Annotated in this window: 21 protein-coding genes; 3 read left to right on the top strand and 18 right to left on the bottom strand. The window is 65.9% G+C overall.

From position 1 onward, the window contains the following. On the top strand, positions 1-310 hold a 310-nt coding region (locus tag BMW72_RS16185; RefSeq protein ID WP_139175921.1), incomplete at its 5' end, for an IS30 family transposase. Between the two features lie 97 nt (positions 311-407). Here BMW72_RS16185 and BMW72_RS16180 read toward each other — a convergent pair. The 6 genes from BMW72_RS16180 to recO all read right to left on the bottom strand — a co-directional run bounded on the left by BMW72_RS16180 (position 408) and on the right by recO (position 5,494). Further along, positions 408-1,658 (bottom strand): deoxyguanosinetriphosphate triphosphohydrolase, encoded by a 1,251-nt coding sequence (locus BMW72_RS16180; RefSeq protein ID WP_092112404.1) that lies wholly within the window; start codon positions 1,656-1,658, stop codon positions 408-410. Continuing rightward, on the bottom strand, positions 1,651-2,832 hold the full coding sequence (gene dusB / locus BMW72_RS16175) for a tRNA dihydrouridine synthase DusB (protein WP_092112402.1): 1,182 nt from the start codon (positions 2,830-2,832) through the stop codon (positions 1,651-1,653). Before dusB ends, BMW72_RS16180 begins: the two co-directional genes overlap by 8 nt. 137 nt (positions 2,833-2,969) lie before the next feature. Further along, positions 2,970-3,095 (bottom strand): hypothetical protein, encoded by a 126-nt coding sequence (locus tag BMW72_RS19530; RefSeq protein ID WP_255576133.1) that lies wholly within the window; start codon positions 3,093-3,095, stop codon positions 2,970-2,972. A 97-nt stretch (positions 3,096-3,192) separates the two neighbouring features. Beyond that, complete coding sequence (locus BMW72_RS16170; protein ID WP_092112400.1) at positions 3,193-3,909, bottom strand: DsbA family oxidoreductase; 717 nt, start codon at positions 3,907-3,909, stop codon at positions 3,193-3,195. A gap of 47 nt (positions 3,910-3,956) precedes the next feature. After that, positions 3,957-4,775, bottom strand: a complete 819-nt coding sequence (locus BMW72_RS16165; protein ID WP_241983875.1) for an isoprenyl transferase — start codon at positions 4,773-4,775, stop codon at positions 3,957-3,959. Continuing rightward, positions 4,772-5,494, bottom strand: coding sequence for a DNA repair protein RecO (recO, locus tag BMW72_RS16160; RefSeq protein WP_092112396.1), 723 nt, complete (start codon positions 5,492-5,494; stop codon positions 4,772-4,774). The genes BMW72_RS16165 and recO overlap by 4 nt, the downstream gene beginning before the upstream one ends. A gap of 168 nt (positions 5,495-5,662) precedes the next feature. On the opposite strand from recO, the gene BMW72_RS16155 reads away from it, so the two are divergent. Beyond that, positions 5,663-6,355 carry a hypothetical protein gene (locus BMW72_RS16155; protein ID WP_092112395.1) on the top strand — a complete coding sequence of 231 codons (693 nt, stop codon included), beginning with the start codon at positions 5,663-5,665 and terminating at the stop codon, positions 6,353-6,355. A 119-nt stretch (positions 6,356-6,474) separates the two neighbouring features. On the opposite strand, the gene leuA is transcribed toward BMW72_RS16155, so the two are convergent. The 12 genes from leuA to hrcA all read right to left on the bottom strand — a co-directional run bounded on the left by leuA (position 6,475) and on the right by hrcA (position 20,326). Beyond that, entirely contained in the window at positions 6,475-8,241 is a 1,767-nt protein-coding gene (gene leuA / locus BMW72_RS16150; protein ID WP_092112393.1) for a 2-isopropylmalate synthase, read from the bottom strand. A 163-nt stretch (positions 8,242-8,404) separates the two neighbouring features. Continuing rightward, a complete protein-coding gene (locus tag BMW72_RS16145) occupies positions 8,405-12,160 on the bottom strand; it encodes an SCO7613 C-terminal domain-containing membrane protein (RefSeq protein WP_092112392.1) in 3,756 nt (1,251 codons plus the stop codon). Further along, positions 12,157-12,402: a helix-turn-helix domain-containing protein gene (locus BMW72_RS16140; RefSeq protein ID WP_092112390.1), complete on the bottom strand. Its 246-nt coding sequence runs from the start codon at positions 12,400-12,402 to the stop codon at positions 12,157-12,159. Before BMW72_RS16140 ends, BMW72_RS16145 begins: the two co-directional genes overlap by 4 nt. Beyond that, on the bottom strand, positions 12,402-12,878 hold the full coding sequence (locus BMW72_RS16135) for a DUF2975 domain-containing protein (protein ID WP_092112389.1): 477 nt from the start codon (positions 12,876-12,878) through the stop codon (positions 12,402-12,404). The genes BMW72_RS16140 and BMW72_RS16135 overlap by 1 nt, the downstream gene beginning before the upstream one ends. Before the next feature lie 341 nt (positions 12,879-13,219). Continuing rightward, complete coding sequence (gene era / locus BMW72_RS16130; protein WP_092112387.1) at positions 13,220-14,137, bottom strand: GTPase Era; 918 nt, start codon at positions 14,135-14,137, stop codon at positions 13,220-13,222. Further along, complete coding sequence (locus tag BMW72_RS16125) at positions 14,134-15,471, bottom strand: hemolysin family protein (RefSeq protein WP_174721721.1); 1,338 nt, start codon at positions 15,469-15,471, stop codon at positions 14,134-14,136. Before BMW72_RS16125 ends, era begins: the two co-directional genes overlap by 4 nt. Then, on the bottom strand, positions 15,471-15,935 hold the full coding sequence (gene ybeY, locus BMW72_RS16120) for an rRNA maturation RNase YbeY (RefSeq protein WP_092112383.1): 465 nt from the start codon (positions 15,933-15,935) through the stop codon (positions 15,471-15,473). The genes BMW72_RS16125 and ybeY overlap by 1 nt, the downstream gene beginning before the upstream one ends. Further along, positions 15,932-16,942, bottom strand: a complete 1,011-nt coding sequence (locus BMW72_RS16115) for a PhoH family protein (RefSeq protein WP_092112382.1) — start codon at positions 16,940-16,942, stop codon at positions 15,932-15,934. Before BMW72_RS16115 ends, ybeY begins: the two co-directional genes overlap by 4 nt. A gap of 43 nt (positions 16,943-16,985) precedes the next feature. After that, positions 16,986-17,363 (bottom strand): HIT domain-containing protein, encoded by a 378-nt coding sequence (locus BMW72_RS16110; RefSeq protein WP_092112380.1) that lies wholly within the window; start codon positions 17,361-17,363, stop codon positions 16,986-16,988. Between the two features lie 35 nt (positions 17,364-17,398). After that, on the bottom strand, positions 17,399-18,139 hold the full coding sequence (locus BMW72_RS16105) for a 16S rRNA (uracil(1498)-N(3))-methyltransferase (RefSeq protein WP_092112378.1): 741 nt from the start codon (positions 18,137-18,139) through the stop codon (positions 17,399-17,401). Then, positions 18,140-19,243 (bottom strand): molecular chaperone DnaJ, encoded by a 1,104-nt coding sequence (gene dnaJ / locus BMW72_RS16100; RefSeq protein ID WP_092112376.1) that lies wholly within the window; start codon positions 19,241-19,243, stop codon positions 18,140-18,142. It abuts the gene before it with no gap. A gap of 63 nt (positions 19,244-19,306) precedes the next feature. Continuing rightward, positions 19,307-20,326 carry a heat-inducible transcriptional repressor HrcA gene (gene hrcA, locus BMW72_RS16095; RefSeq protein WP_092112374.1) on the bottom strand — a complete coding sequence of 340 codons (1,020 nt, stop codon included), beginning with the start codon at positions 20,324-20,326 and terminating at the stop codon, positions 19,307-19,309. 240 nt (positions 20,327-20,566) lie between these two features. Here hrcA and BMW72_RS16090 point away from each other — a divergent pair, with 240 nt between their 5' ends. After that, positions 20,567-21,082 carry a DUF4870 domain-containing protein gene (locus BMW72_RS16090; protein ID WP_092112372.1) on the top strand — a complete coding sequence of 172 codons (516 nt, stop codon included), beginning with the start codon at positions 20,567-20,569 and terminating at the stop codon, positions 21,080-21,082. The last annotated feature ends 76 nt before the right edge of the window (positions 21,083-21,158 follow it).

The raw sequence follows: 21,158 nt of genomic DNA, 5'->3' as shown, positions 1-21,158 counted from the left end.
CATCCTCCCCGCACATCTACGCGGCTCTCTGACCTGGGACCAAGGTGTCGAGATGGCGCATCACACTGCCATCCGCCTTGGCACAAACATGGACGTCTACTTCTGCGACGCAGCCAGCCCCTGGCAACGCGGATCCAACGAGAACACCAACGGCCTACTACGCCAGTACTTCCCCAGGGGCACCAACCTCTCCACCTACACCGCCGACGACTTACGCGCGGCAGCACACGAGCTCAACGAACGCCCACGGAAGACGCTCGACTGGGACACCCCCGCCGAGCGCTTCGCTAAACTGCTGACTACTGAATAGACCACCCGGTGTTGCAACGACCCCCAGAAACCGCCCAACCGTGGGCCCAGTTTCCGGGCCCGGGCCCGGACATATCGGGCGTGAGTGGGGCGGGAGGCTAGCCCTGCACCAAGCGCTCGTACCAGGCCAGCGCTGACTGGTCGGTGAGGCTCGCGACCTGGTCCACGATGACGCGCTTGCGGCCGGCATCGTCGGCGGCGGCGTGCCAGTCTTCGCGAAAGCCGGGGTCGAGGTGTTCGTCGCCGGACTGGTGCAGGGTTTCGGCGAGCAGGGTGAGCACCTGTCGCTGTTGCACGTAGATGGGCTTGCGGGTGTTGCGGGTCATCACGAAGGCGGCAACGATGCCCTTGAGTACCGAGATTTCGGCCTGGATCTCGCGCGGCACGATCACATTGGCCCCGAAACGCAGCATGTTCGCGCCGGGGTGCGCCTCCTTGGTGGCGTGCACGGCGGCACCGCTGAACCGGCCGATGAGCTGACTCGTGAGATTCTTGAGGTGGCCCTGGTCGCGGCGCCCTGCGGTCCAGGAGTCCATCCAGACATCGAGGGAGTCGAGCCTGTTGAATGCGGTGGCGAGGTCGTCGGCGCTCGTCGCGTCACCGATCCACTCAGACATGGTGGCGAGGAGTTCGTCGTGGTTGGCGCGGCTGCTCAGGGCAGCCACGTCGACGTAACCGTTGACGATGGCGTCTTCGAAGTCGTGCACGCTGTAGGCGATGTCGTCGGAGAGGTCCATCACCTGAGCTTCGATGCAGAGCTGACGATCGGGAGCCCCATCCCGGAGCCACTCGAACGCGGCGATGTCGTCCTGGTAGAAGCCGAACTTGGCCCGCCCACTCGGGTCGTAGACCGAGGAGCCTTCCGGCCAGGGGTACTTGCAGCTCGCGTCGAGGCTCGCCCGGGTGAGGTTGAGGCCATAGCTGTGACCGTCTGGCCCGAACACCTTGGGCTCGAGCCGGGTGAGTAGGCGCAGAGTCTGGGCGTTGCCTTCGAACCCGCCGATGTCCGCTGACCACAGGCTGAGCGCCTTTTCCCCGTTGTGACCGAACGGCGGATGCCCGATGTCGTGCGCCAGGCAGGCGGTGTCGACGATGTCAGGGTCGACATTGAGGCGCGAGGCGATCTCCCGCCCGACCTGGGCCACTTCGAGCGAGTGGGTCAGTCGGTTGCGGGCGAAGTCGAGCCCCGCCGTCGGGCTGAGCACCTGGGTTTTCGCCGCGAGGCGTCGCAGGGCGCTCGAGTGCAATAGCCGCGCTCGGTCGCGGGCGAAGTCGCTGCGCCGAGAGTAGTGCTCTTCGGGAAACCAGCGGGCCTCATCGGTCTCGCTGTATCCGGTCTTGTTAGCCACCGCTGGTGTCCCCTTCGCCCTCGGTCAAATTCAGTCGTTGCGCGTCGATGAGTTGCTGCGACTCGAGCCAGTGCTCGGGCAGCGACGGCTTCTTCGGAGTTCCAGCGCGGCCGCGCGGCCCTTCGACGTCGGCACCCGGGTAGGGCAGCGAGGCATCGAGGGTGCCGAGCAGGTCGTCGAGCTGGGCCAGGGACTGCACCATGGCCAGGCTCGCGCGCAGGTCACCGCCCACCGGGTAGCCCTTGAAATACCAGGCGACATGCTTGCGGATGTCCCGGCAGGCCCGGTCTTCGCTGTCGAAGTATTCGGTGAGCAGTTCGGCGTGCCGGCGGAACGCATTGATGACCAGGCCGAGGCCCGGCTCCGCCTTCTGCTGTTGCCCCCGGAACGCCGCGGCGAGGTCGCCGAACAGCCACGGACGGCCGAGGCACCCGCGCCCGACCACCACACCGTCGCAGCCGGTCTCTCGCACCATGCGCAGGGCGTCGCTGGCTGACCAGATGTCGCCGTTGCCGAGCACCGGCACGTCGCTGATCGCGTTCTTGAGTTTTTCGATGGCGGACCAGTCGGCGTGGCCGGAGTAGAACTCGGCGGCCGTGCGACCGTGCAGGGCAATGGATGCGACGCCGGCTCCGGCAGCCGCCTTGCCGGCTTCGAGATAGGTGAGGTGGTCGGCGTCGATGCCCTTGCGCATTTTCACGGTGAGCGGAACCGCCCCGGCCGCGGTGACGGCGGCTTCGACGATCTGCCGGAACAGGCCGATCTTCCAGGGCAAGGCCGCTCCCCCGCCCTTGCGGGTGACCTTGGGCACCGGGCAGCCGAAATTGAGATCAATGTGGTCGGCGCGATCCTCGGCCACGAGCATCGTGACGGCTTCGGAGACCGTCTTCGGGTCGACACCGTAGAGCTGAATGGACCGGGTGGTTTCGCTCTCATGGTGGGTGATCAGCCGCATCGTCTCGGTGTTGCGCTCCACGAGCGCCCGGGAGGTGATCATTTCGCTCACGAACAGTCCGGCACCGTATTCGCGGCACAGTCGACGGAAGGCGGTGTTGGTTATACCGGCCATCGGCGCAAGCACCACGGGAACGTCGAGGGTGAGCGGGCCGATCGTCAACGGCGCGATGGGGGTGTAGCTCGCGCGCGTGTCGACGGTAGGGATGGGTGAAGTCATGTTGCATCAATTCTCCCAGAAAGCGAGGGATCCGCTAATCGGCCAAGGCAAGGCTGCAGACGGCGCACAAAAGCGCAGCTGCCCAGCCGGTTGAGCAGGCCGCGCGACAGCTGCGCTTTCGAGAGCAGGGGCCGGGATCAGCTGCAGCAGCCACCACCGCAGCAGGAGCCGGCGGCCTCGTCGGGTGCACCCAGAAGCTCAATGGTGGGACGGCCGGCCGCGTCAGTGTAGACGGGCGGCGTGGTGGTAGCGGTGTCGGTCATGAGTTGTCTCCTGAATCAATTGGGTTAAACGGTGAAGGCCTGCGGGTGGAGCTGAGTGCTCCCCCGTCAGGCTACGCGAGTTCGCTGGGCGTCACGGTTAGACGTAGGTCGGGTCGGCCAGACGGTCGGCACGGGCCTGGTCCAGCGCCTGGGCGAACGCCGTCGGGTCCTGCGCGCCGGAGATGCCGTAGCGGCCGTCGATCACGAAGAACGGAACGCCCTGGATGCCGTACGCGCCGGCCTGCGCCACGTCGGCTTTCACCGCGGCAAGGTGCTCGTGACTGGTGAGCGACCGCACGACGTCGGCCCGGTCGAGTCCGATCTCGGCCGCGAGGTCGGCGAGGTCCTCGATGCGTCCCACGTGGCGGCCATCGATGAAGTAGGCCTTGAGCAGGCGTTCCATCATGTCGAGCTGGCGGTCGTGAGCCTTGGCGTAGTGCAGCAGTTCGTGCGAGATGACCGTATTGGTCTGGTGCACGGAGTCGTAGTCGTAGTGCAGGCCAACGCTCTCGGCGATGCCGGTGACACGCTCCAGCATCTGCTCCACCTCGGCGAGTGGCATCCCCTTCTTCTCACTGAGGTACTGCACGGGCGTTCCGGCGTAGTCGACCGGGGTGTCGGGTGAGAGTTCGTAGCTGTGGTATTCGACGTCGACCGCGCCATCGAACTGCGCAGCTCCAGCCTCGAATTTGCGTTTACCGATGTAGCACCAGGGGCACTGCACGTCAGACCAGATATCGACCTTGATCGGGTCGGCGCTGGTCGGTGCGCTCGTGGCGGATGCGGTTGCTTCGCTTGTAGTTGTGTCAGTCACACTCGGTCCAACGGGGCGCCGAGCCCGTGTATTCCCCCGCCGGAATATTAAGTGGTCGGGGCGTCGACCGCGCCACCGTAGCGCCTGTTGCGTGACGCATACAGTCCGACGGCGTGCCAGAGGTCCACCCGGGTGAAATCGGGCCACAGCGTGTCGAGAAAGACCATCTCGGCGTAGGCGCTCTGCCAGAGCAGAAAGTTGCTCGTGCGCTGCTCCCCCGAGCTTCGCACAAACAGGTCAACGTCGGGCAGCTCGGGCACGTAGAGCTGCCGGGCGATGGCTTTCTCGGTGATTCCCGACGGTTTCAGCCTGCCGGCGGCGACGTCCTCGGCCAGCGCGCGCACGGCATCCGCTATTTCGGTGCGACCGCCGTAGTTCACGCACATGGTGAGGGTGAGTACGTCGTTGCCGGCCGTGAGTTTCTCGGCGAACTGCAGTTCGTTGATGACGGATGCCCACAGCTTGGGTTTACGTCCCGCCCACCTGATGCGCACGCCCCACTCGTTGAGTTGATCGCGGCGGCGATGCAGCACATCGCGGTTGAAACCCATGAGAAAACGCACCTCGTCGGGCGAACGCTTCCAGTTCTCAGTGGAGAAGGCGTAGACGCTGAGGTGTTTGACCCCGATCTGGATAGCGCCGGCGACGACGTCGAGCAGGGCGGCTTCGCCGGCTTTGTGACCCTCGACCCGGGTGAGGCCCTGGCCGTTGGCCCAGCGGCCGTTGCCGTCCATGACCACCGCGACGTGCTCGGGAACGACTTTGCGGGGCAGCTCCGGCGGGTACAGCCCGGTCCAGTCGAGCGGTTTGAACGCAACGGCATCTTTGTGGGTGAACGGTTTGTGGCCGAACAGACCGGCCATCATCGGGCCACGTGTTCCAGCGAGCGAAGCCCGCGGCCCAAATGCCACTGGGTGTAGGCGGCTACGACGCCGGCCGCCTGGCTCTGGGTGCGTTCGGGCGCGGCGGCGGCATGCTCCCAATCGCCGGTGAGCAGCGCGCTCAGCAGGCCGATCGTGGCCGCATCAAGGCGGGGCGAGCCGGGCGCGGCGCAGGAATCGCAGACGATCCCGCCGAGCTGCACGACCATGGCGCTGTGTTCACCGACGGCACCGCAGCGGGCGCAGTCCTGAAAGCTCGGGGCCCAGCCGGCCATCGACACGGCCCGCAGCAGGTAGGAGTTGAGGGTGAGGTGGGAGCCGTGTTCCTGGCGGGACAGCGATCGCAGGGCGCCGACCAGCAGCAGGTACTGCTGAAGCGACCCCTCGGATTCGGTGAGTTTGTCGGCGGTTTCCACCATTACGCTTGCGGCGGTGTAGCTGCCGTAATCGGCGGTAATCAGGGCTCCGTAGGAGCCGAGCGACTCAGCCTGGGTGATGATGTCGAGGCTGCGACCCTCGTAGAGCTGCACGTCGGCGACCATGAACGGCTCGAGCCGGGCGCCGAATTTAGAGCCGGTGCGGCGTACGCCCTTGGCGACGGCGCGCACCTTGCCGTGCGCTCGGGTGAGCATGGTGACGATGCGGTCGGCTTCACCCAACTTGTGGGTGCGCAGCACGACGGCTTCATCTCGATAGACAGGCACAGATAATTATCCCACTTTGCCGCTGGGAGCGCGGTCACGGCGCGACGGCTGCCCGAACGGATGCCGCGGCTCGCTGAAATTTTGTCACGAGTCGTCCCTGGCACTGGTTTTTCGGCCCGGACGGGGGGAGACTTAGGTCACGTAGTCCCCGTGGTATGGAGGTTTTTCATGAAACCAGTCCAGGGCAGTTTGCCCGACATTATGCCCGTGTTGTCGCGTGGCAAGCACCGCACTCCCAAGAGCGGCGGCTGCTTCATGGAATTCGCCTCCTACCTCGCCGGCGAGTCCTGGAGCGACCACCCGGCCTGCACCCATCCGGTACTGGCATCACTGGCCCGCATGGTCAACGACTGCAGTTCCGACGACTCGAGGTCGCGGCTCGCCCTGCTTATTCCGTCGGTGATCGGCCTGACCGGCTCCGACCGACGGATCGAGGTCATGGTCGCCCTGCGCACCGGCTGCGAAGCACTTCCGGTGGCGAGTCTGGAACGCCAGCGTGCGCTCGCCGTGGGGGTGCTCACCTGCGAGCGGAACGCATCCGTTCTTGATCCGGACCTGGCCGAGCAGGTACGACCGCTGATTCGGGCCGCGCTCGACCAGGCACCCGATGCCGAACGTTGGGCCCGCGATTTCATCGGCAGCGTGCGTTCCTGGTCACATACCAAGTTCACACCACGCACCGCTGACACGATCATTCGCGTCGGTGTGCAGGGCATCGGCGAGGCCTGCGTCGCCGACCCCGATGCCCGGCTGTACACCCTGCTGGAGCGCGCGATCGACGACTGTCGCTCACTGCTCGGAAGCGCTCCTCGCCCTGCCAGCACGACCGATCGCACGGTGAACCTGCCAGCGCTGGCCTGAACATCGTGCCGATCTCAGATAGCCCCTGACCGCACCCGGATGGTGCAACGAAAGCCCAGACTCAGTGATGAGGCTGGGCTTTCGTGTGTGCTCAGTTGCTGCGAGCGGATGCGCGCTGCTTAGACGGCGGCCAGTTCGAGGTCGCCGACCTCGGCGCGGATTCCGCGGTTGACGGCGGAAACGACCGACTTGAGCGATGCGGTGGAGATGTCAGCATCGATGCCGACGCCCCAGTAGCGCTTACCGTTCACATCGAGCTCAACATAGGCGGCCGCCTGCGCGTCGCCGCCGGCCGAGAGAGCGTGCTCCACGTAGTCGTACAGGGTGATCGCGATGCCGCGTTCGGCCATGACACCGAGGAATGCGTTGATCGGGCCGTTGCCGGAACCGGTGGCCGGCGCCACGGTGTCGCCGTCGCGCAGTTCGACGGCGAGGTCGACCGTTCCCGTCAGGTCACTCGACGTGCGGGTGGAGTGCAGTTCGAATCGACCCCACTTGGCTTCGGGGTTCTTGAGCGTGGCCGGCAGGTACTCGTCGTTGAAGATGTCCCAAATCTGCTCGCTCGTCACCTCGCCGCCCTCGGCATCGGTTTTGGCCTGCACGACGCCGGAGAACTCGATCTGCAGCTTGCGCGGCAGGTCGAGGGCGTGGTCGGTCTTGAGCAGGTAGGCGACGCCGCCCTTGCCGGACTGCGAGTTGACCCGGATCACGGCTTCGTAGCTGCGGCCGAGATCTTTCGGGTCGATCGGCAGGTAGGGTACGGCCCAGACCAGGTCGTCGACGGTGCAGCCCTGCTTGACGGCGTCGGCGTCCATGGCTTCGAAGCCTTTTTTAATGGCGTCCTGGTGCGAACCGCTGAAGGCGGTGAAGACCAGGTCGCCGGCCCACGGATTGCGTTCGGGCACCGGCAGCTGATTGCAGTACTCGGCGGTGCGCTTGATCTCGTCGATGTTGCTGAAGTCGATCTGCGGGTCGATGCCCTGCGTGAACAGGTTGACGCCGAGGGCGACGAGGTCGACGTTGCCGGTGCGCTCACCGTTGCCGAACAGGCAGCCTTCGATACGGTCGGCACCGGCCAGGTAACCGAGCTCGGCGGCGGCGATCGCGGTTCCGCGGTCGTTGTGCGGGTGCAGCGAGATGAGGATGTTCTCGCGCTGGGTCAGGTGACGACTCATCCACTCAATGGAGTCGGCGTACACGTTCGGGGTGGCCATCTCGACGGTGGCCGGCAGGTTGACGATGACCTTGCGTTCCGGAGTTGGCACGAGGATCTCGACGACCTGGTTGGTGATATCGACGGCGAAGTCGAGCTCGGTACCGGTGAAGCTCTCCGGGGAGTACTCATAGTAGATGATCGTGCCGGGAATGGTCGCTTCCATCTGCTTGCAGAGGCGCGCACCGAACAGAGCCAGGTCGACGATGCCCTGCTTCTGTTCGCGAAAGACGACATCGCGCTGCAGGATGCTCGTGGAGTTGTAAAAGTGCACGATGGCCTGCTTGGCTCCGGTGATCGCCTCGTAGGTGCGCTTGATCAGGTGCTCGCGCGCCTGGGTGAGCACCTGGATGGTGACGTCGTCGGGAATGGCGTTCTCGTCGATGAGGCTGCGCACGAAGTCGAAGTCGGTCTGGCTCGCCGAGGGAAAGCCCACCTCGATCTCTTTGTAGCCCATGCGCACGAGCAGGTCGAACATGATGCGCTTGCGTTCGGGGCTCATCGGGTCGATGAGCGACTGGTTGCCGTCGCGCAGATCGACGGCGCACCAGCGCGGCGCGACCGTGATGTGCTTGCTCGGCCACGTGCGGTCGGGCAGGTCAACGGCGAACTGCTCGTGGTACGGACGGTAGCGGTGGATCGGCAGTGTGGATGCGGTCTGATTGTTCTTCATGGTCCTGTTTCCTCGTGGGTGTCGGCAGCCAACGACGAACTCCGCGACGAGGGAGGCCTCAGATTAGGACTCGTCGCGGCAGCTAAGGAGGAGCACACCGTTCAACACGATGTCAGGCTAGCACCGTTTGGCACGGTTGCGACCACGTTCCTGTCACCCACGCCTAACGCAGATCGCGCAGCCGATCCGTGATGCTGTTCTCCTCCCCCGCGCGTCGCTCATAGGTGACGGCGATGATGAGAAGCACGGCACCGACGACGGCGAGGGTGATCCACCACGGCATCGACTCGATGCCTCGACCGATCTGCACCAGGAACACGAGAACGTTCTCGAGGGGAAGCACGATGATTCCGATCAGGAACGGGGCAGCGAGTTTGAGGCTCGAGCCGATCAGGATGGCCACGAGCGCAATCAGGATCACCAGAATAGCCCGCCAGGTCTGGGGGTCCGTGAAGGTGGCCAGGATCGATGCAAGCAGCAGGGTGACGATGCCGGGAGCGAGCAGCGGCCAGGAGCCGCTCCATCGTGCGGGCCAGCTGTTGACCGTTCCGTCGCGCCCGTCGGCCGTGTCGGGATGCACGCGCGCACCAGTCAGAACGACGACTCCGGCGGCCAGGAGGAACAGGCCCATGGGCAGTGAGAACCATTCGACCCGCAGGTCGCGCGGACTCCACGCCACGATCGCGGTAACCAGGGCGAGCACGAAAGTGAACCATACGGGCGGCAGGCTGGCCGGGTGGGTGCGCATCCGCCAGGCAACGACGACCGTCAGGACGAGATACGCCAGCATGAGGCACCACACCATCCAGATCGTGAACCAATCGCGTTCGATCGCGCTCCAGGTGGCAACCGCCACGTACACCGCTGCGGGCGCATAGAGCCAGCGGATGCGTGTGAGTTTCCACTGTTTCGACACCGTCACGCGGATGCCGTGGGCGCCCAGGACCGCAGGCAACGCGCCGGCCACGGCTATTCCGAAGCAAAGCAGAACGAGTGGCACCCCTCCGGTCTGGATCGTGTCGGCGCCGAGGCCGAACCGCACACCCTGGATCGCACCGGCCGCGCCGGCAGCCACAGCAACCGCCAGGGTCGGCAGTTGCAGGACTCCAAGCGATTCGGCGCGCGCCGACGAGCCGCGGCCGAGCACGACCGCGAGACCGAGGAGCAGCCAGGCTGCGGCGACGAGGCCATACCCCCGCCACGGGGCCAGCGCGGCAGTTCCCGTGCCGGAAACGGCCAGAACCACGAGGATCGGCGCGACGGCCACGACCAGACCCGTCGTGAACAGCGGCACGGCGCGGAACCCGCGTTTCGTTCGGATCAGGCCAATCGTGGCAGCGGCCAGGCTCGGCGGAAGCAGGTATGGTTCAAGCGCGCTGATTCCGGCGATGGCCCACAGGCACCACAGCGCGCCGGTTAAGGCGGCAGCGGCAAGCCACCACCCGTAGCGGCGCTTCGCCCAGACGGACGTGGCTGCGGCGCCGAGCCCGAGGATGACCAGCACGATCAAGGTGGTCGGTAGTCCCGCCGCGACGCGCACGAGGGCGAGTGTGACCGCGATCACCGCCGTCAGAAGAGTGGATGCTTCAATCGCCACTCGAGCCGCCGTCACGTCCCGCAGAACGATGCCCCGCCGGCTCAGCGTGCTGCCGATCAGGCCGGTGCCGGGAAGCACAACGGCGACAATGGCGGCGATCACCGGCAGGGTGACGGGAGAGGCGCTGACGAGAAGCACCTGCGCGCCGAGGCAGATCACCACGACGGCGAGTGACGGAACGAGGAGGCCGGCGGCAATGGAGCGGAGCACGATGCCCAGGCCGACACGCCGCGTATTGAGAAGGGTGAGTGCCAACAGAAAGATGAAGGCGGTCGAGAGAGCGGTCCAACCGCTGCGTTCGAAGAGCACCTGTGCGACCCCGATCACGAACGGCACCGACGTCACCACCAGAATCGCGTACCAGGCCGGCGGAGCAAGCCGCCGGAGGAAGGTGGCGGCGATCGCACCGATCGAACCAAGCGATGTGGTGAGGCAGAGCAACGCGATGGTGCCAACGCCCAGCTGGTCGAGCGCCATTGCGAAGACGACCAGTGCGTAGGCATAGCCCGCACCGACGTGGAGGAACCGCGCCCTGGCCGGCACCGTTCGGGCGATGACGGCGATCGTGGCGACAACAGCGATGCCAGCCCAGACCGCCACAACGGCATCGACCAGGGAGCAGACCGTGGCCAGCAGTACCGCGAAATGGACGGCCAGCACGAGTGGCAGCCGCATATTGAGGGGCGCCTGGCGGAGGCGAGGCACAGCGACGAGCGCACCACTGAACATCACGGCGAGGCCGACCGCGATCGCGATGCGGGACCAGAGGGGGAAGACGGGCTGACAGGCCAGGGTCAGCGCGGCCAGGGCGACGAGCCAGATCGCACTCGAAGCGGTCCATGCTGCCACCGGGAGGGAACCCGCATCGACCGCAGCGGCATCCGTTCTCGTTGCGCTTCGGCGCCGGGCCAAAACCGAGAACGCGCCGAGCCCGGCCGACATGGCGGCCAGGCCGAGCACAACAGCGAGAACACCGTCCGGAGGCAGCACGCCCGTCGCACCGAGGTCGGAGCCGCTGAGCGCGGTGAGCACCGTCACGGCTCCGAGCAGCACGGCTGAGAGAATGGGCGAGAGCACGCTCACACCGGCCAGTGCGAAGGCACCAGCCAGGAATGACCGCACTTTGAGCGTGCGCAGTCTCGGGGCAACTGCCTGCAGCACGAGCAGCGCGGCGGCCCCGGCAGCCGGGGCGACGGACAAATACCACACTCCCGCCCCGTGTGCTCCGAGGTTTAGTGCGAACGGGAGGCTGACGGCAGCGGCCATCGCCGCAGCGCCGGTCACTGCGCTCCAGAAGTTTCGGGCGAGCTGCCGAGTCGACAGCAGGGCAAGCGCGGCGACAGCGGTCACCACCGCGGTGATCGTCAGCCAGTACCCGGTCGTGGTGGTTACCTCGATGAACCCGGTCTGTGCCAGCACGGTGCCGGTCGCGATGATTTGAATCGTCGCGAGCGTCATCCGCTCCAACCGGAGGCCCCCAGCGAACCGCGGTGAAAGAGCCGGAGTCGTTTCGACGAGGGCAAGGGCGACGAACGCCACTCCAAGATGCCCCACGGTCGCCGACAGTGTCGTTCCTCCCGCGTAGCCCAGCATCGCGGGGGCGAGGGTGAGACCGGCGAGCGAAATCCAGAGCCAGCCGCGGATGCGGGTGAGAGTCGCCAGAACGACCATGATGCCGCCACTGACAAGCGTTCCGCTGGCGGCGAGCACCCACGGGCTCACTTCGGTCGGGGCTAGTTGTGAGAGTGCATAGACATCGAGGGCGATAAAGACCATTCCGAGGCCGCCGACAGCTTCCGCCGAGAATTGCAGCTGACGGCGGGCAAGCAGCCAGGCACCCGCCAGAAAGAGGAGGGTGATCAGCCCGACGATCACGCTGCGCAGGGCGTGATCGGTGAGGTCGGGATTGAAGAAGGTGAAGACGACCGCGGAGACCGCGAACAATCCGGCACCAGCGACGGCCAGCACGGACTGCACCGTTGCGCTCGACCGTGGCGCGACGGTGACAGCCGCACCAGTCGCACCACGCGGCCCGGTCATCCGCTGCGGAATCGGTGTCGGCGGGGCAGCGCTGGGCTCGGCTGCGGTGGCCCGGGATGGATGCGACACGCGCACGAGTGCGTCCTGTCGCGCCACGAGCGCCGCGGCGGCGGACTCGGAGGCGGCCCAGAGCTCGGCGGCCAGATGGCCGACCAGTTCGGCGCCGCACGTGGAGCAGGGGCTGTCGGGTAGTGCGGCCTCACAGACCGGGCACGAGGTGCGGTCGAGCAGATGGCGAATCGCGATGTCGCTCCAGGGCTGTACGGCGCGAGGCACGCTCATTCCCCCACCGAAACGGTTGCGGCCGCACTGGCCCCTTGTTCCGGCACCCACATGAAGATGTCGCCGGGCTGGCATTCGAGCACGCGGCAGATGGCATCGAGGGTGGAGAATCGCACGGCCTTCGCCCGACCGTTCTTGAGCACGGATACGTTGGCCGGTGTGATGTCGATCGCGGCGGCGAAGTCGGCGACCGACACCTTCTTTTTGGCGAGTTCGACGTCAAGGTTGATCACGATGGGCATCAGACCACTTCCGCCAGGTCGCGTTCGAGTTGAGAGGCTTGGCGCAGAAGCCCGCGCATCACGACGACCAGCAAGGCAAGTCCCGAGCCGATGACAATGCCCAGCAGGCACAGGACGGTGACCGAGGGCGAAGCCACACCGACGACGGCAAGGGTGATGAACGAACCGCAGATGAGGAGTGTCGCCACGGCGACGAGGGCGAGGACGATATTCACATAGGTGAATGCGGTGGCGCTGAAGATGGTGGATGCCCGCACCAGGGACAACAGCCGCCAGACGCAGACGAGGGCGACCTGCACACAGAGCAGGAACACCACGGTGACGATGATGGCGGGCACGTGGAGGTAGCCGAGCTGCGGGGACCTGGCGATCATCTGCTGCGCGACCGCGGGAACCACGAACACCTGGCACACCAGCAGGAGTGCGACCAGTGCAATGATGAGCGTTTTCAGGGTGACGATCGCGGTGCGATGCATGAAATCCTATCGATTATCGGTGTCAATCTATCGATAAACAATATACACAGGTTTTCACAGCCACAGCCACAGCCACAGCCACAGCCACAGCCACAGGCACAGGCACAGGCACAGGCACCCACTCCCCTGACAGCGAGAACGGCGCAACCAGCATGGACAGCGGGTCTCAGCTACGGTCAGACTTGGGCACATTCCACGGCCGTCCGATCCACGAACAGCGTGTGCCCGGATGCCGGGCCCAGGTTGCGAAAGCGGGCCCATGATCTAGCCTGGGCCCACTTGCCGGGCCTGGGCCCGATCTGCGGAGGGGGTCCGAACCGACGGCCGCGACGCCCGGCCGGCTAGAAGCCGAGGCGACCGAGCTGCTTTGGGTCGCGCTGCCATTCCTTGGCGATCTTGACCCGCAGGGAGAGAAACACGCGCTTGCCGACGAGCGGTTCGATCTGTTTGCGGGCGCGAGTGCCGACATCCTTCAGGCGGCTGCCCGACTTGCCGATGATGATGCCCTTCTGGCTGTCCCGCTCCACGAACAAGTTGGCGTAGATCTCGACCAGTTCCTGGTCGTCACGCTCAATGATGTCGTCGATGGTGACGGCGATGGAGTGCGGCAGTTCGTCGGTGACGCCCTCGAGCGCCGCCTCCCGAATGAATTCCGAGATACGCGATTCGAGAGTTTCGTCGGTGACCGCGTCGGCCGGGTAGAGCGGAGCGTCGGCGTACGGCAGCAGGCGCAGCAGCTCGGTGGCGAGGGTGTCCAGCTGGATGCGGCTGGTCGAGGAGATCGGCACGATCGCCTCCCAGTCCCGCAACTGGGACACGGCCAACAGCTGATTGGCGACGTTGGTCTTGGAGGACGCATCGATTTTGGTGACGATGGCAACCTTTTTGGCGCGCGGGAAGGCATCCAGTTGTTCGTTGATGAATTTGTCCCCCGGGCCGATCGGTTCGTTGGCCGGGATGCACAGTCCGATCACGTCGACGCCGGCGAGCGTCGCGGTGACGAGGCTGTTGAGGCGTTCACCGAGCAGGGTGCGCGGGCGGTGGATACCGGGAGTGTCGACCAGGATCAGCTGGCCGTTCTTCTGGTGCACGATGCCGCGAATGGCACGGCGGGTGGTTTGCGGCTTTGACGAGGTGATCGCGACCTTCTCGCCCACCAGCGCGTTCGTCAGGGTGGACTTGCCCACGTTGGGGCGTCCCACAAACGAGACGAATCCCGCTCGGTACCCGCTCGGGTGAGGCTCGGTTGCTCCGGTCATGACCGTTCTCCTTCATCATCTGACACTGTGCTTGGGGTACTCGTGGGTACCGTAAGGAATGCGATCTGTGCATCGATCAACGCCGCGTCGCGTTCCACCAGCACGGTGCTGATGCGTTTGCGGCGGCCTTCGGTGCGCTCGGCGGTGAGGTTCAAACCACTCACCGAGGCCACCGACCCGGCCACGGGCAACCGTCCCAGGGCTTTGGCCAGCAGGCCACCCACCGAATCGACATCGTCGTCGTCAAGTTCCAGGTTGAAGAGTTCGCCCAGTTCATCGACGGGCAGCCGGGCGCTCACCCGAAATTGCCCGTTGCCGAGGTCTTCGAACTCGACCACGTCGCGGTCGTACTCGTCGGAAATGTCGCCGACGAGCTCCTCGATCAGGTCTTCGAGGGTGACCAGCCCGGCGATTCCGCCGTACTCGTCGACGACCATGGCGAGGTGGTTGGACTCGAGCTGCATCTGCCGCAGCATGGCGTCGGCCTTCTTGGACTCGGGCACGAAAACGGCCGGTCTGGCCAGATCGGCCACGGTGAGCTGGAGGGCGTTGATCGGCCGCTCGAACACCAGCCGGGCAACGTCACGCAGGTACAGGATGCCGGCGACGTCGTCGACCTCCCCGTCCAGCACGGGCACCCGGGACGTCCCGCTGCGGAGGAACAGGCCCATTGCCGCATCGATGCTCGCGCCGGCGTCGATGGTGATCATGTCGGTGCGCGGAATCATCACCTCGCGCACGACCGTCTCGCTGAATTCGAAGATGGAGTGGATGAGCTCGCGGTCGTCTTCTTCGAGCACGTCGAGCTCGGTGGCCTCGTCGACCATGCTGAGCAGCTGGTCTTCGGAGGTGAAGGTGGCGAGTTTGGTGCGTCCCGGGGTGACCCTGTTGCCGAGGGCGACCAGCGCGTTGGCGATCGGTCCGAGCAGCAAGCGGGCGATGTGCACGAGGAGGGCGGTCGCGGTCAGCAGCCCGACCGGGTGGGCTCGGCCGACGCTGCGCGGGCTGGCGCCGACCAGCACGAACGAGACCGAGGTCATGATGAGCGCCGACAGCAGCAGTGCCAGCCAGAGCGCGTCGATGGTCGTCGCGAAGACGAGGGTCACCAGCACGGCCGCGGTCGTCTCAGCGGTGATCCGAATGAAGTTGATGGCGTTGAGGTGTGCCCCGGCGTCGTCGGCGATGGCCTGGAGCGATCGTTTGGCCCGATGATTCGGCACCAGGCCGGCGATGTCGGCTCGGGATTGGCCGGTGATCGCCGCGTCGACGGCGGCCATCAAACCGGCGAAAACGACCAGGATGACGGCCGAGTAAATGAACCACACGATGTGCATCAGTGGCGTTGTCGTTCCTGCATGGCGAAGCCGATGAGAATGTCACGCTGAATGCCGAACATCTCCTTCTCTTCCGCCGGTTCGGCGTGGTCAAAGCCGAGCAGGTGCAGCACACCGTGCGTTGTCAGCAGCAGCAGCTCGTCGAGGGTGCTGTGGCCGGCGGTCTCGGCCTGCTCCTTGGCGACCTGCGGGCAGAGCACAATATCACCGAGCAGTCCCGGCGGGGTTTCCTGCTCCTCGGTGCCCGGACGCAGTTCGTCCATGGGAAAACTCAGAACGTCGGTGGGGCCCGGCTCATCCATCCACTGCACGTGCAGCTGCTCCATGGCGCCCTCGTCGACGAGCACGATGGCGAGTTCGGCGTCGGCGTGCACGTGCATGGTGTCGAGCGCGAAGGCAGCGAGGCGCAAAATGGCGGCCTCATCGACCGGGATGGTCGACTCGTTGTTGATTTCGATGCTCAACTGGAACTCCGTTTCGGGTTGCGGCCTGACGCAGTGCGCTGCGGGCCGCGGGTGGCGAATTCTCGGGCTTCGGCGCTCTCCTGACGAAGGGCCTGCTTCTGCGCGTCATAGTCGGTGTAGGCGTCGACGATGCGGCCGACGAGTGAGTGCCGCACCACGTCAGCGCTGCTCAGATAGGCGAAGTGGATGTCGTCGATCCCGTCGAGCACGCGCGTGACCAGTTTCAGTCCGCTCGTGCCGGCCGGCAGGTCGATCTGGGTGATGTCGCCGGTGATGACCATCTTCGAGCCGAAGCCGAGGCGGGTCAGAAACATCTTCATCTGTTCCGGCGTGGTGTTCTGCGCTTCGTCGAGCACGACGAAGCTCGCGTTCAGGGTGCGACCACGCATGTAGGCGAGCGGCGCCACCTCGATCGTGCCGGCAGCGAGCATTTTGGGAATCAGTTCGGGGTCGAGCATCTCGCCGAGAGCGTCGTAGAGGGGCCGCAGGTAGGGGTCGATCTTGTCGGTGAGGGTGCCGGGCAGAAAACCGAGCCGCTCGCCCGCCTCGACCGCCGGTCGGGTCAGAATGATGCGCTCGACCTCTTTGTTCTGCAGGGCGCGCACCGCCTTCGCCATGGCGAGGTAGGTCTTGCCGGTGCCGGCCGGCCCGATGCCGAACACGATGGTGTTGTCGTCGATCGCGTCGACGTAGTCCTTCTGGCCGAGCGACTTAGCCCGAATGCTCTTGTTGCGCGCCGTCAGGATGGGGGCGCCGAGTTGGGCGGAGGGGCTCACGGAACTGTCGGCGGCGAGCATCCGTGCTGAGGTGGCCACCTCGGTCTCGCCGAGGTCGTGGCCGGTGCGCAGGGCTAGTTGCAGTTCGTCGATCAGTCGGCGCACGGCTGCGACGTCATCGGCGCTGCCGCCGAGGGTGACATCGTTGCCACGCACGTGCACGTCGACGTTGGGGTACGCGGCCTCGATGGTGCTGAGGTAGCGGTCTTCAGGGCCGAGCAGGCGCACCATGGCGACGCCGTCAACGGAGAAGCGCAATTCTGCCTTATCGGGATCAGAGTGCGCCAAGCGAGTCCTCCCCCAGCGTGTCGGTCGGTGTTGGGCTGCCCAAAACGTGGGCGTGCACGTGGAACACGGTCTGGCCGGCGGCGGCCCCGGTGTTGAAAACCAGGCGGAACTGCCCGTTGGTGCGCTCGGCGGCAATCTGCTCGGCCACGGCGACGAGTTGGGCGAGCAGGGCGGGGTTGCCGGCGGCAAGGTCGACGACGTTGTGGTACTGCGGGTCTTTGGTGGTGACCACGACGTGCACGGGGGCTTTCGGTGCGATGTCGAGGAACGCGATGATGTTTTCGGTCTCGGCCACGATCGTCGCCGGAATCTCCCGCGCGATGATTCGACTGAAAATGGACGGCTCGGCGCCAGAAGAAGACATGCCTCTATCTTAAGCGGCGCTGTCAGCGGCTCGCACTACCAGCGGCCGAGCGTCGCATTGAGAATCGCGAGTGCTGCCGGACCGGCGGTCGACGTGCGCAGCACGGTGTCACCGAGGCGCACCTGACTGGCACCGGCTTGCTCGAGCAGCAGCAGTTCAGCCGGGGAGATTCCACCTTCCGGGCCGACGACGAGCAGAATGTCACGGTCGTCGGTGGGCGCAGCCACCTCGGTGAGGCGAGCGGATGCGGTCGGGTCGAGCAGCAGCATCCGTGTGGTGCCGGCGAGCACGGCGAGTTGTTTGGTGCTCACCAGCGGGGCGACGTCGGGCAGCCAGGCTCGAATGGATTGTTTGCTGGCCTCGCGCACGATGCTGCTCCACCGTTCGTGGCCCTTGGCGATCTTTTGGCCCTCCCACCTGGTGATGGAGCGGGCGGCCGACCACGGGATAACGCCGTCGACGCCGAGTTCGGTGGCAGCCTGAATGGCGAGTTCGTCACGGTCGCCCTTGGCCAGGGCCTGCACCAATCGGATGCGCGGCGCCGCCGCCGGCGTCTCGCTCGCGTCGTTGACGCGCAGGGTCAACGACGCAGCCTCCGCCGTCAATACCGTACCGTCGAGCAGCAACCCGGCCCCATTGCCCACGCGGAGCCGATCCCCGGGACGCACCCGGCTGACCGTCACCGCGTGGCGCGCCTCGGCACCGTCGACAGAAACGACCTGCCCCGGGCGGCACTCGATCGTGCGCAGCGATTCCTGCAGGTAGAAATGTGCCATTTAGCCGAGGAACCGGTCGCGCAACTTGGCGAACAGGCCCTGCTGGTACTGGCTCAGGGTGGGTGCCGGGGCGGCGTAGCGCGCCGCGAACTGCTCGATCAAGTCGCGTTCCTTGTGGTCGAGTTTGCTCGGTGTGACCACGTGGATACCGATCTTGAGGTCGCCACGGCCGCTGCCACGCAACTTGGTGATGCCGCGGTCCTTGATCGTGAGCACCTCGGAACTCTGCGCACCGGGGCGGATCTCCACCTCGATATCACCGTCGAGGGCCTTCACGGTGACGCTCGTGCCGAGAATGGCGCTGGTCATGGGCACGTCGAGCGAGCACATGAGGTCGTCGCCGTCGCGGCTGAACACGTCGTGATGGCGCACCTTCATCTCGAGGTACAGGTCGCCGTTCGGACCGGCAGCCGGGCCGGCCTCGCCACTGCCGGGCATCTGCAGGCGCAGGCCGGTGTCGACTCCGGCCGGAATGTCGACCGGAACCGTGCGGCGGGCGCGCACACGGCCCTGGCCGGAGCACGTCATGCACGGTGTGGCGATGATGGTGCCGTAGCCGCGGCAGGAACCGCACGGGCTCGACGTCATGACGTTGCCGAGCAGGGAGCGCACGGCGCGCTGGATGCTGCCGGTGCCGTGGCAGATGTCGCAGGTGATCGGTTGGGTGCCGGGGGCGCAGCAGGAGCCCTGGCAGGTGGCGCAGACGATCGCGGTGTCGACCTCGATGTCCCGGTGCGTGCCGAAGATGACCTCGTCCAGGTCGAGTTCCACCCGGATGAGGGCGTCCTGGCCGCGTTCGCGGCGGGAGCGCGGGCCGCGACTGCCGCCGCCTCCACCACCGAAGAAGGTCTCGAAGATGTCACCGAAGTTGCCGAAGTTCTGCCCGTCGAAGCCGCCGTTCTGGCCGCCCTGGTCATACTTCTGGCGTTGTTTCGCGTCGCTCAGCACGTCATAGGCGTGCGTGATGCTCTTGAACCGTTCCGACGCCTCGGCGCCGGGGTTGACGTCGGGATGCAGTTCGCGGGCGAGGCGACGGTACGCCTTCTTGATTTGATCGGTGGTCGCGTCGCGGTCAACGCCAAGCGCTTCGTAGTGGTCAGCCAAAGGTGGCTCTCCTTGAGGATGTTGTTCGAATTGGGTCGGTGCCGCAGCGCGGCCAGGAAAAATCTAGGTCTCGCCCAGCAGGCGGGAGAGGTAACGGGCGACGGCGCGCACCGCCGCCATATTGTTGGAGTAATCCATGCGGGTGGGTCCGAGCACGCCGAGTCTGGCGAGGTTGCCGTTTGCGGTGTAGCCGCTGGTGAGCACGCTCGCCTCCGGCAGTCCAAAGGCGGCATTTTCGCGGCCGATGCTCACCGAGACACCGTGCTGGTCGGTCTCCATTTCGCCGAACAGGCGCAATAGCACCACCTGCTCCTCGATCGCCTCGAGCACCGGATAGATGCTGCCGGAGAAGTCGTCTTCGGTGCGCACGAGATTCGCGGCCCCGGCCATGACGAGCTTGTCCTGGCGGTTCGCACCGACCTGGTCGGCGAGGGTCTTGGTGATCAGGTCGACGATCGGCTGCAGTGCCGGAGAACCTGGCCAGACGCTCGCGGCGAGAGCCACGCTGGCTTCGGCCATGCCGAGCCCGACAACCGCGACATTTAGCCGCGCACGCACCTCGCCGAGCGTCTGCTCGTCGAGCGCGCGCGGCAGGTCGATCACCCGCTGCTCCACCCCGCCGGAATCGGTGATCAACACCGACAGGATCCGCGTCTCGGTCAGCGGGACGAACTCGATGTGACGCACCTTGGCCCGGGACAGTGAAGGGTACTGCACGAGCGCGACCTGGTGCGTGAGCTGCGACAGCAGGCGCACGCTGCGCACGAGTACCTCGTCGAGGTCGGCGGAGTGGCCGAGAAAGGTTTCGATCGCCTGACGCTGGGCCGGCGTGAGCGGGCGCAGGTCGGCGAGGTGGTCAACGAAAACCCGGTAGCCCTTGTCGGTGGGGATGCGCCCGGACGAGGTGTGCGGCGCCGCGATCAGCTCTTCTTCTTCGAGCAGAGCCATGTCGTTGCGAATGGTGGCGGCGGAGACACCGAAGGAGTGCCGATCGACGATGGATTTGGACCCGACGGGTTCGCGGGACGCGACGTAGTCCTGCACGATGACGCGCAGAACATCGAGGCCACGGTCGGAAACCACTGTGCCCGCCTTCCTGATTTTCGGGGTACTGCTGCACACGAGCGGATGCCCACTCCCGCGCGCGCCGGTGGGCACGCTGGGACGCAGGTTTGTCGGCACGTCGTTGGCACTCGCATCCGCTGACTGCTAAGTGTATCGCGACCGGCCGGGTATCGACTGAGCGCGCCCATTGCCAGAAACCGGAAGCGAGCGTTTAATTGCCGCTATACGCTCCCACCGCTTTGAGCGAAAGGCACGATCATGAGCGACCCACAGGCACAACCCCCCGGCGATTCCAGCAATCGTGATCCCAACTACCGTGATCCCAACTACCGTGAGCCCACTGTCGGCCAACCGCCGTATGGCCAACCGCCGTATGGCCAACAACCTGGCGGCCGCCCGTACTCCAACCCCGTCGTAGCGGCACCCGTTTCAGAGGGCGACGATCGCCTGTGGGCGTCGCTGGCCCACCTCGGCGGCATCCTGAGTTTTCTGCCGTCCCTGATCATCTGGTTGGTCTTCAAGGACCGCGGTCGTCTCACCAACACGGAGGCTAAGGAGGCGCTGAACTTTCAGATCACCCTGTTGATCGCCTACGCTGCAATCACCGTGGGATCGACGTTCCTGGCCCTCGTCACCTTCGGGATCGGCGGACTCCTCGTGGGCCTCGGCTGGATCGTCTGGCTGGCCGGGGTTATCTTTTCGATCCTGGGGTTTCTGAAGGCCAAGGACGGTCAGAATTACCGATACCCGTTCGCCCTGCGCCTGATCAAATAGGCCTGATCACGTAGCCGCCCAGCGACGTGGGAACGGCGGGACGATTAGCCTGGAGGTCACTGGCACTGCCGTGCCA

It is taken from the genome of Cryobacterium luteum, from assembly GCF_900110125.1.
Taxonomy (GTDB): Bacteria; Actinomycetota; Actinomycetes; order Actinomycetales; family Microbacteriaceae; genus Cryobacterium; species Cryobacterium luteum.
The sequence above is the reverse complement of the archived record's forward strand: the minus strand, read 5'-3'. Positions and strand labels throughout refer to the sequence as shown.

Bases quoted from the DNA above. Each gene is read 5' to 3' on its own strand.
- BMW72_RS16135 (WP_092112389.1), bottom strand. From the start codon at position 12,878: ATGCATCGCACCGCGATCGTCACCCTGAAAACGCTCATCATTGCACTG.
- BMW72_RS16165 (WP_241983875.1), bottom strand. From the start codon at position 4,775: ATGATGGCCGGTCTGTTCGGCCACAAACCGTTCACCCACAAAGATGCC.
- BMW72_RS16115 (WP_092112382.1), bottom strand. From the start codon at position 16,942: ATGGTGCGCCTGCTCGGCCCTGAAGACCGCTACCTCAGCACCATCGAG.
- BMW72_RS16155 (WP_092112395.1), top strand. From the start codon at position 5,663: ATGAAACCAGTCCAGGGCAGTTTGCCCGACATTATGCCCGTGTTGTCG.
- BMW72_RS16140 (WP_092112390.1), bottom strand. From the start codon at position 12,402: ATGCCCATCGTGATCAACCTTGACGTCGAACTCGCCAAAAAGAAGGTG.
- BMW72_RS16125 (WP_174721721.1), bottom strand. From the start codon at position 15,471: ATGCACATCGTGTGGTTCATTTACTCGGCCGTCATCCTGGTCGTTTTC.
- BMW72_RS16090 (WP_092112372.1), top strand. From the start codon at position 20,567: ATGAGCGACCCACAGGCACAACCCCCCGGCGATTCCAGCAATCGTGAT.
- BMW72_RS19530 (WP_255576133.1), bottom strand. From the start codon at position 3,095: ATGACCGACACCGCTACCACCACGCCGCCCGTCTACACTGACGCGGCC.
- dusB (WP_092112402.1), bottom strand. From the start codon at position 2,832: ATGACTTCACCCATCCCTACCGTCGACACGCGCGCGAGCTACACCCCC.
- BMW72_RS16105 (WP_092112378.1), bottom strand. From the start codon at position 18,139: ATGGCACATTTCTACCTGCAGGAATCGCTGCGCACGATCGAGTGCCGC.
- BMW72_RS16110 (WP_092112380.1), bottom strand. From the start codon at position 17,363: ATGTCTTCTTCTGGCGCCGAGCCGTCCATTTTCAGTCGAATCATCGCG.
- BMW72_RS16145 (WP_092112392.1), bottom strand. From the start codon at position 12,160: ATGAGCGTGCCTCGCGCCGTACAGCCCTGGAGCGACATCGCGATTCGC.
- era (WP_092112387.1), bottom strand. From the start codon at position 14,137: ATGACCGGAGCAACCGAGCCTCACCCGAGCGGGTACCGAGCGGGATTC.
- leuA (WP_092112393.1), bottom strand. From the start codon at position 8,241: ATGAAGAACAATCAGACCGCATCCACACTGCCGATCCACCGCTACCGT.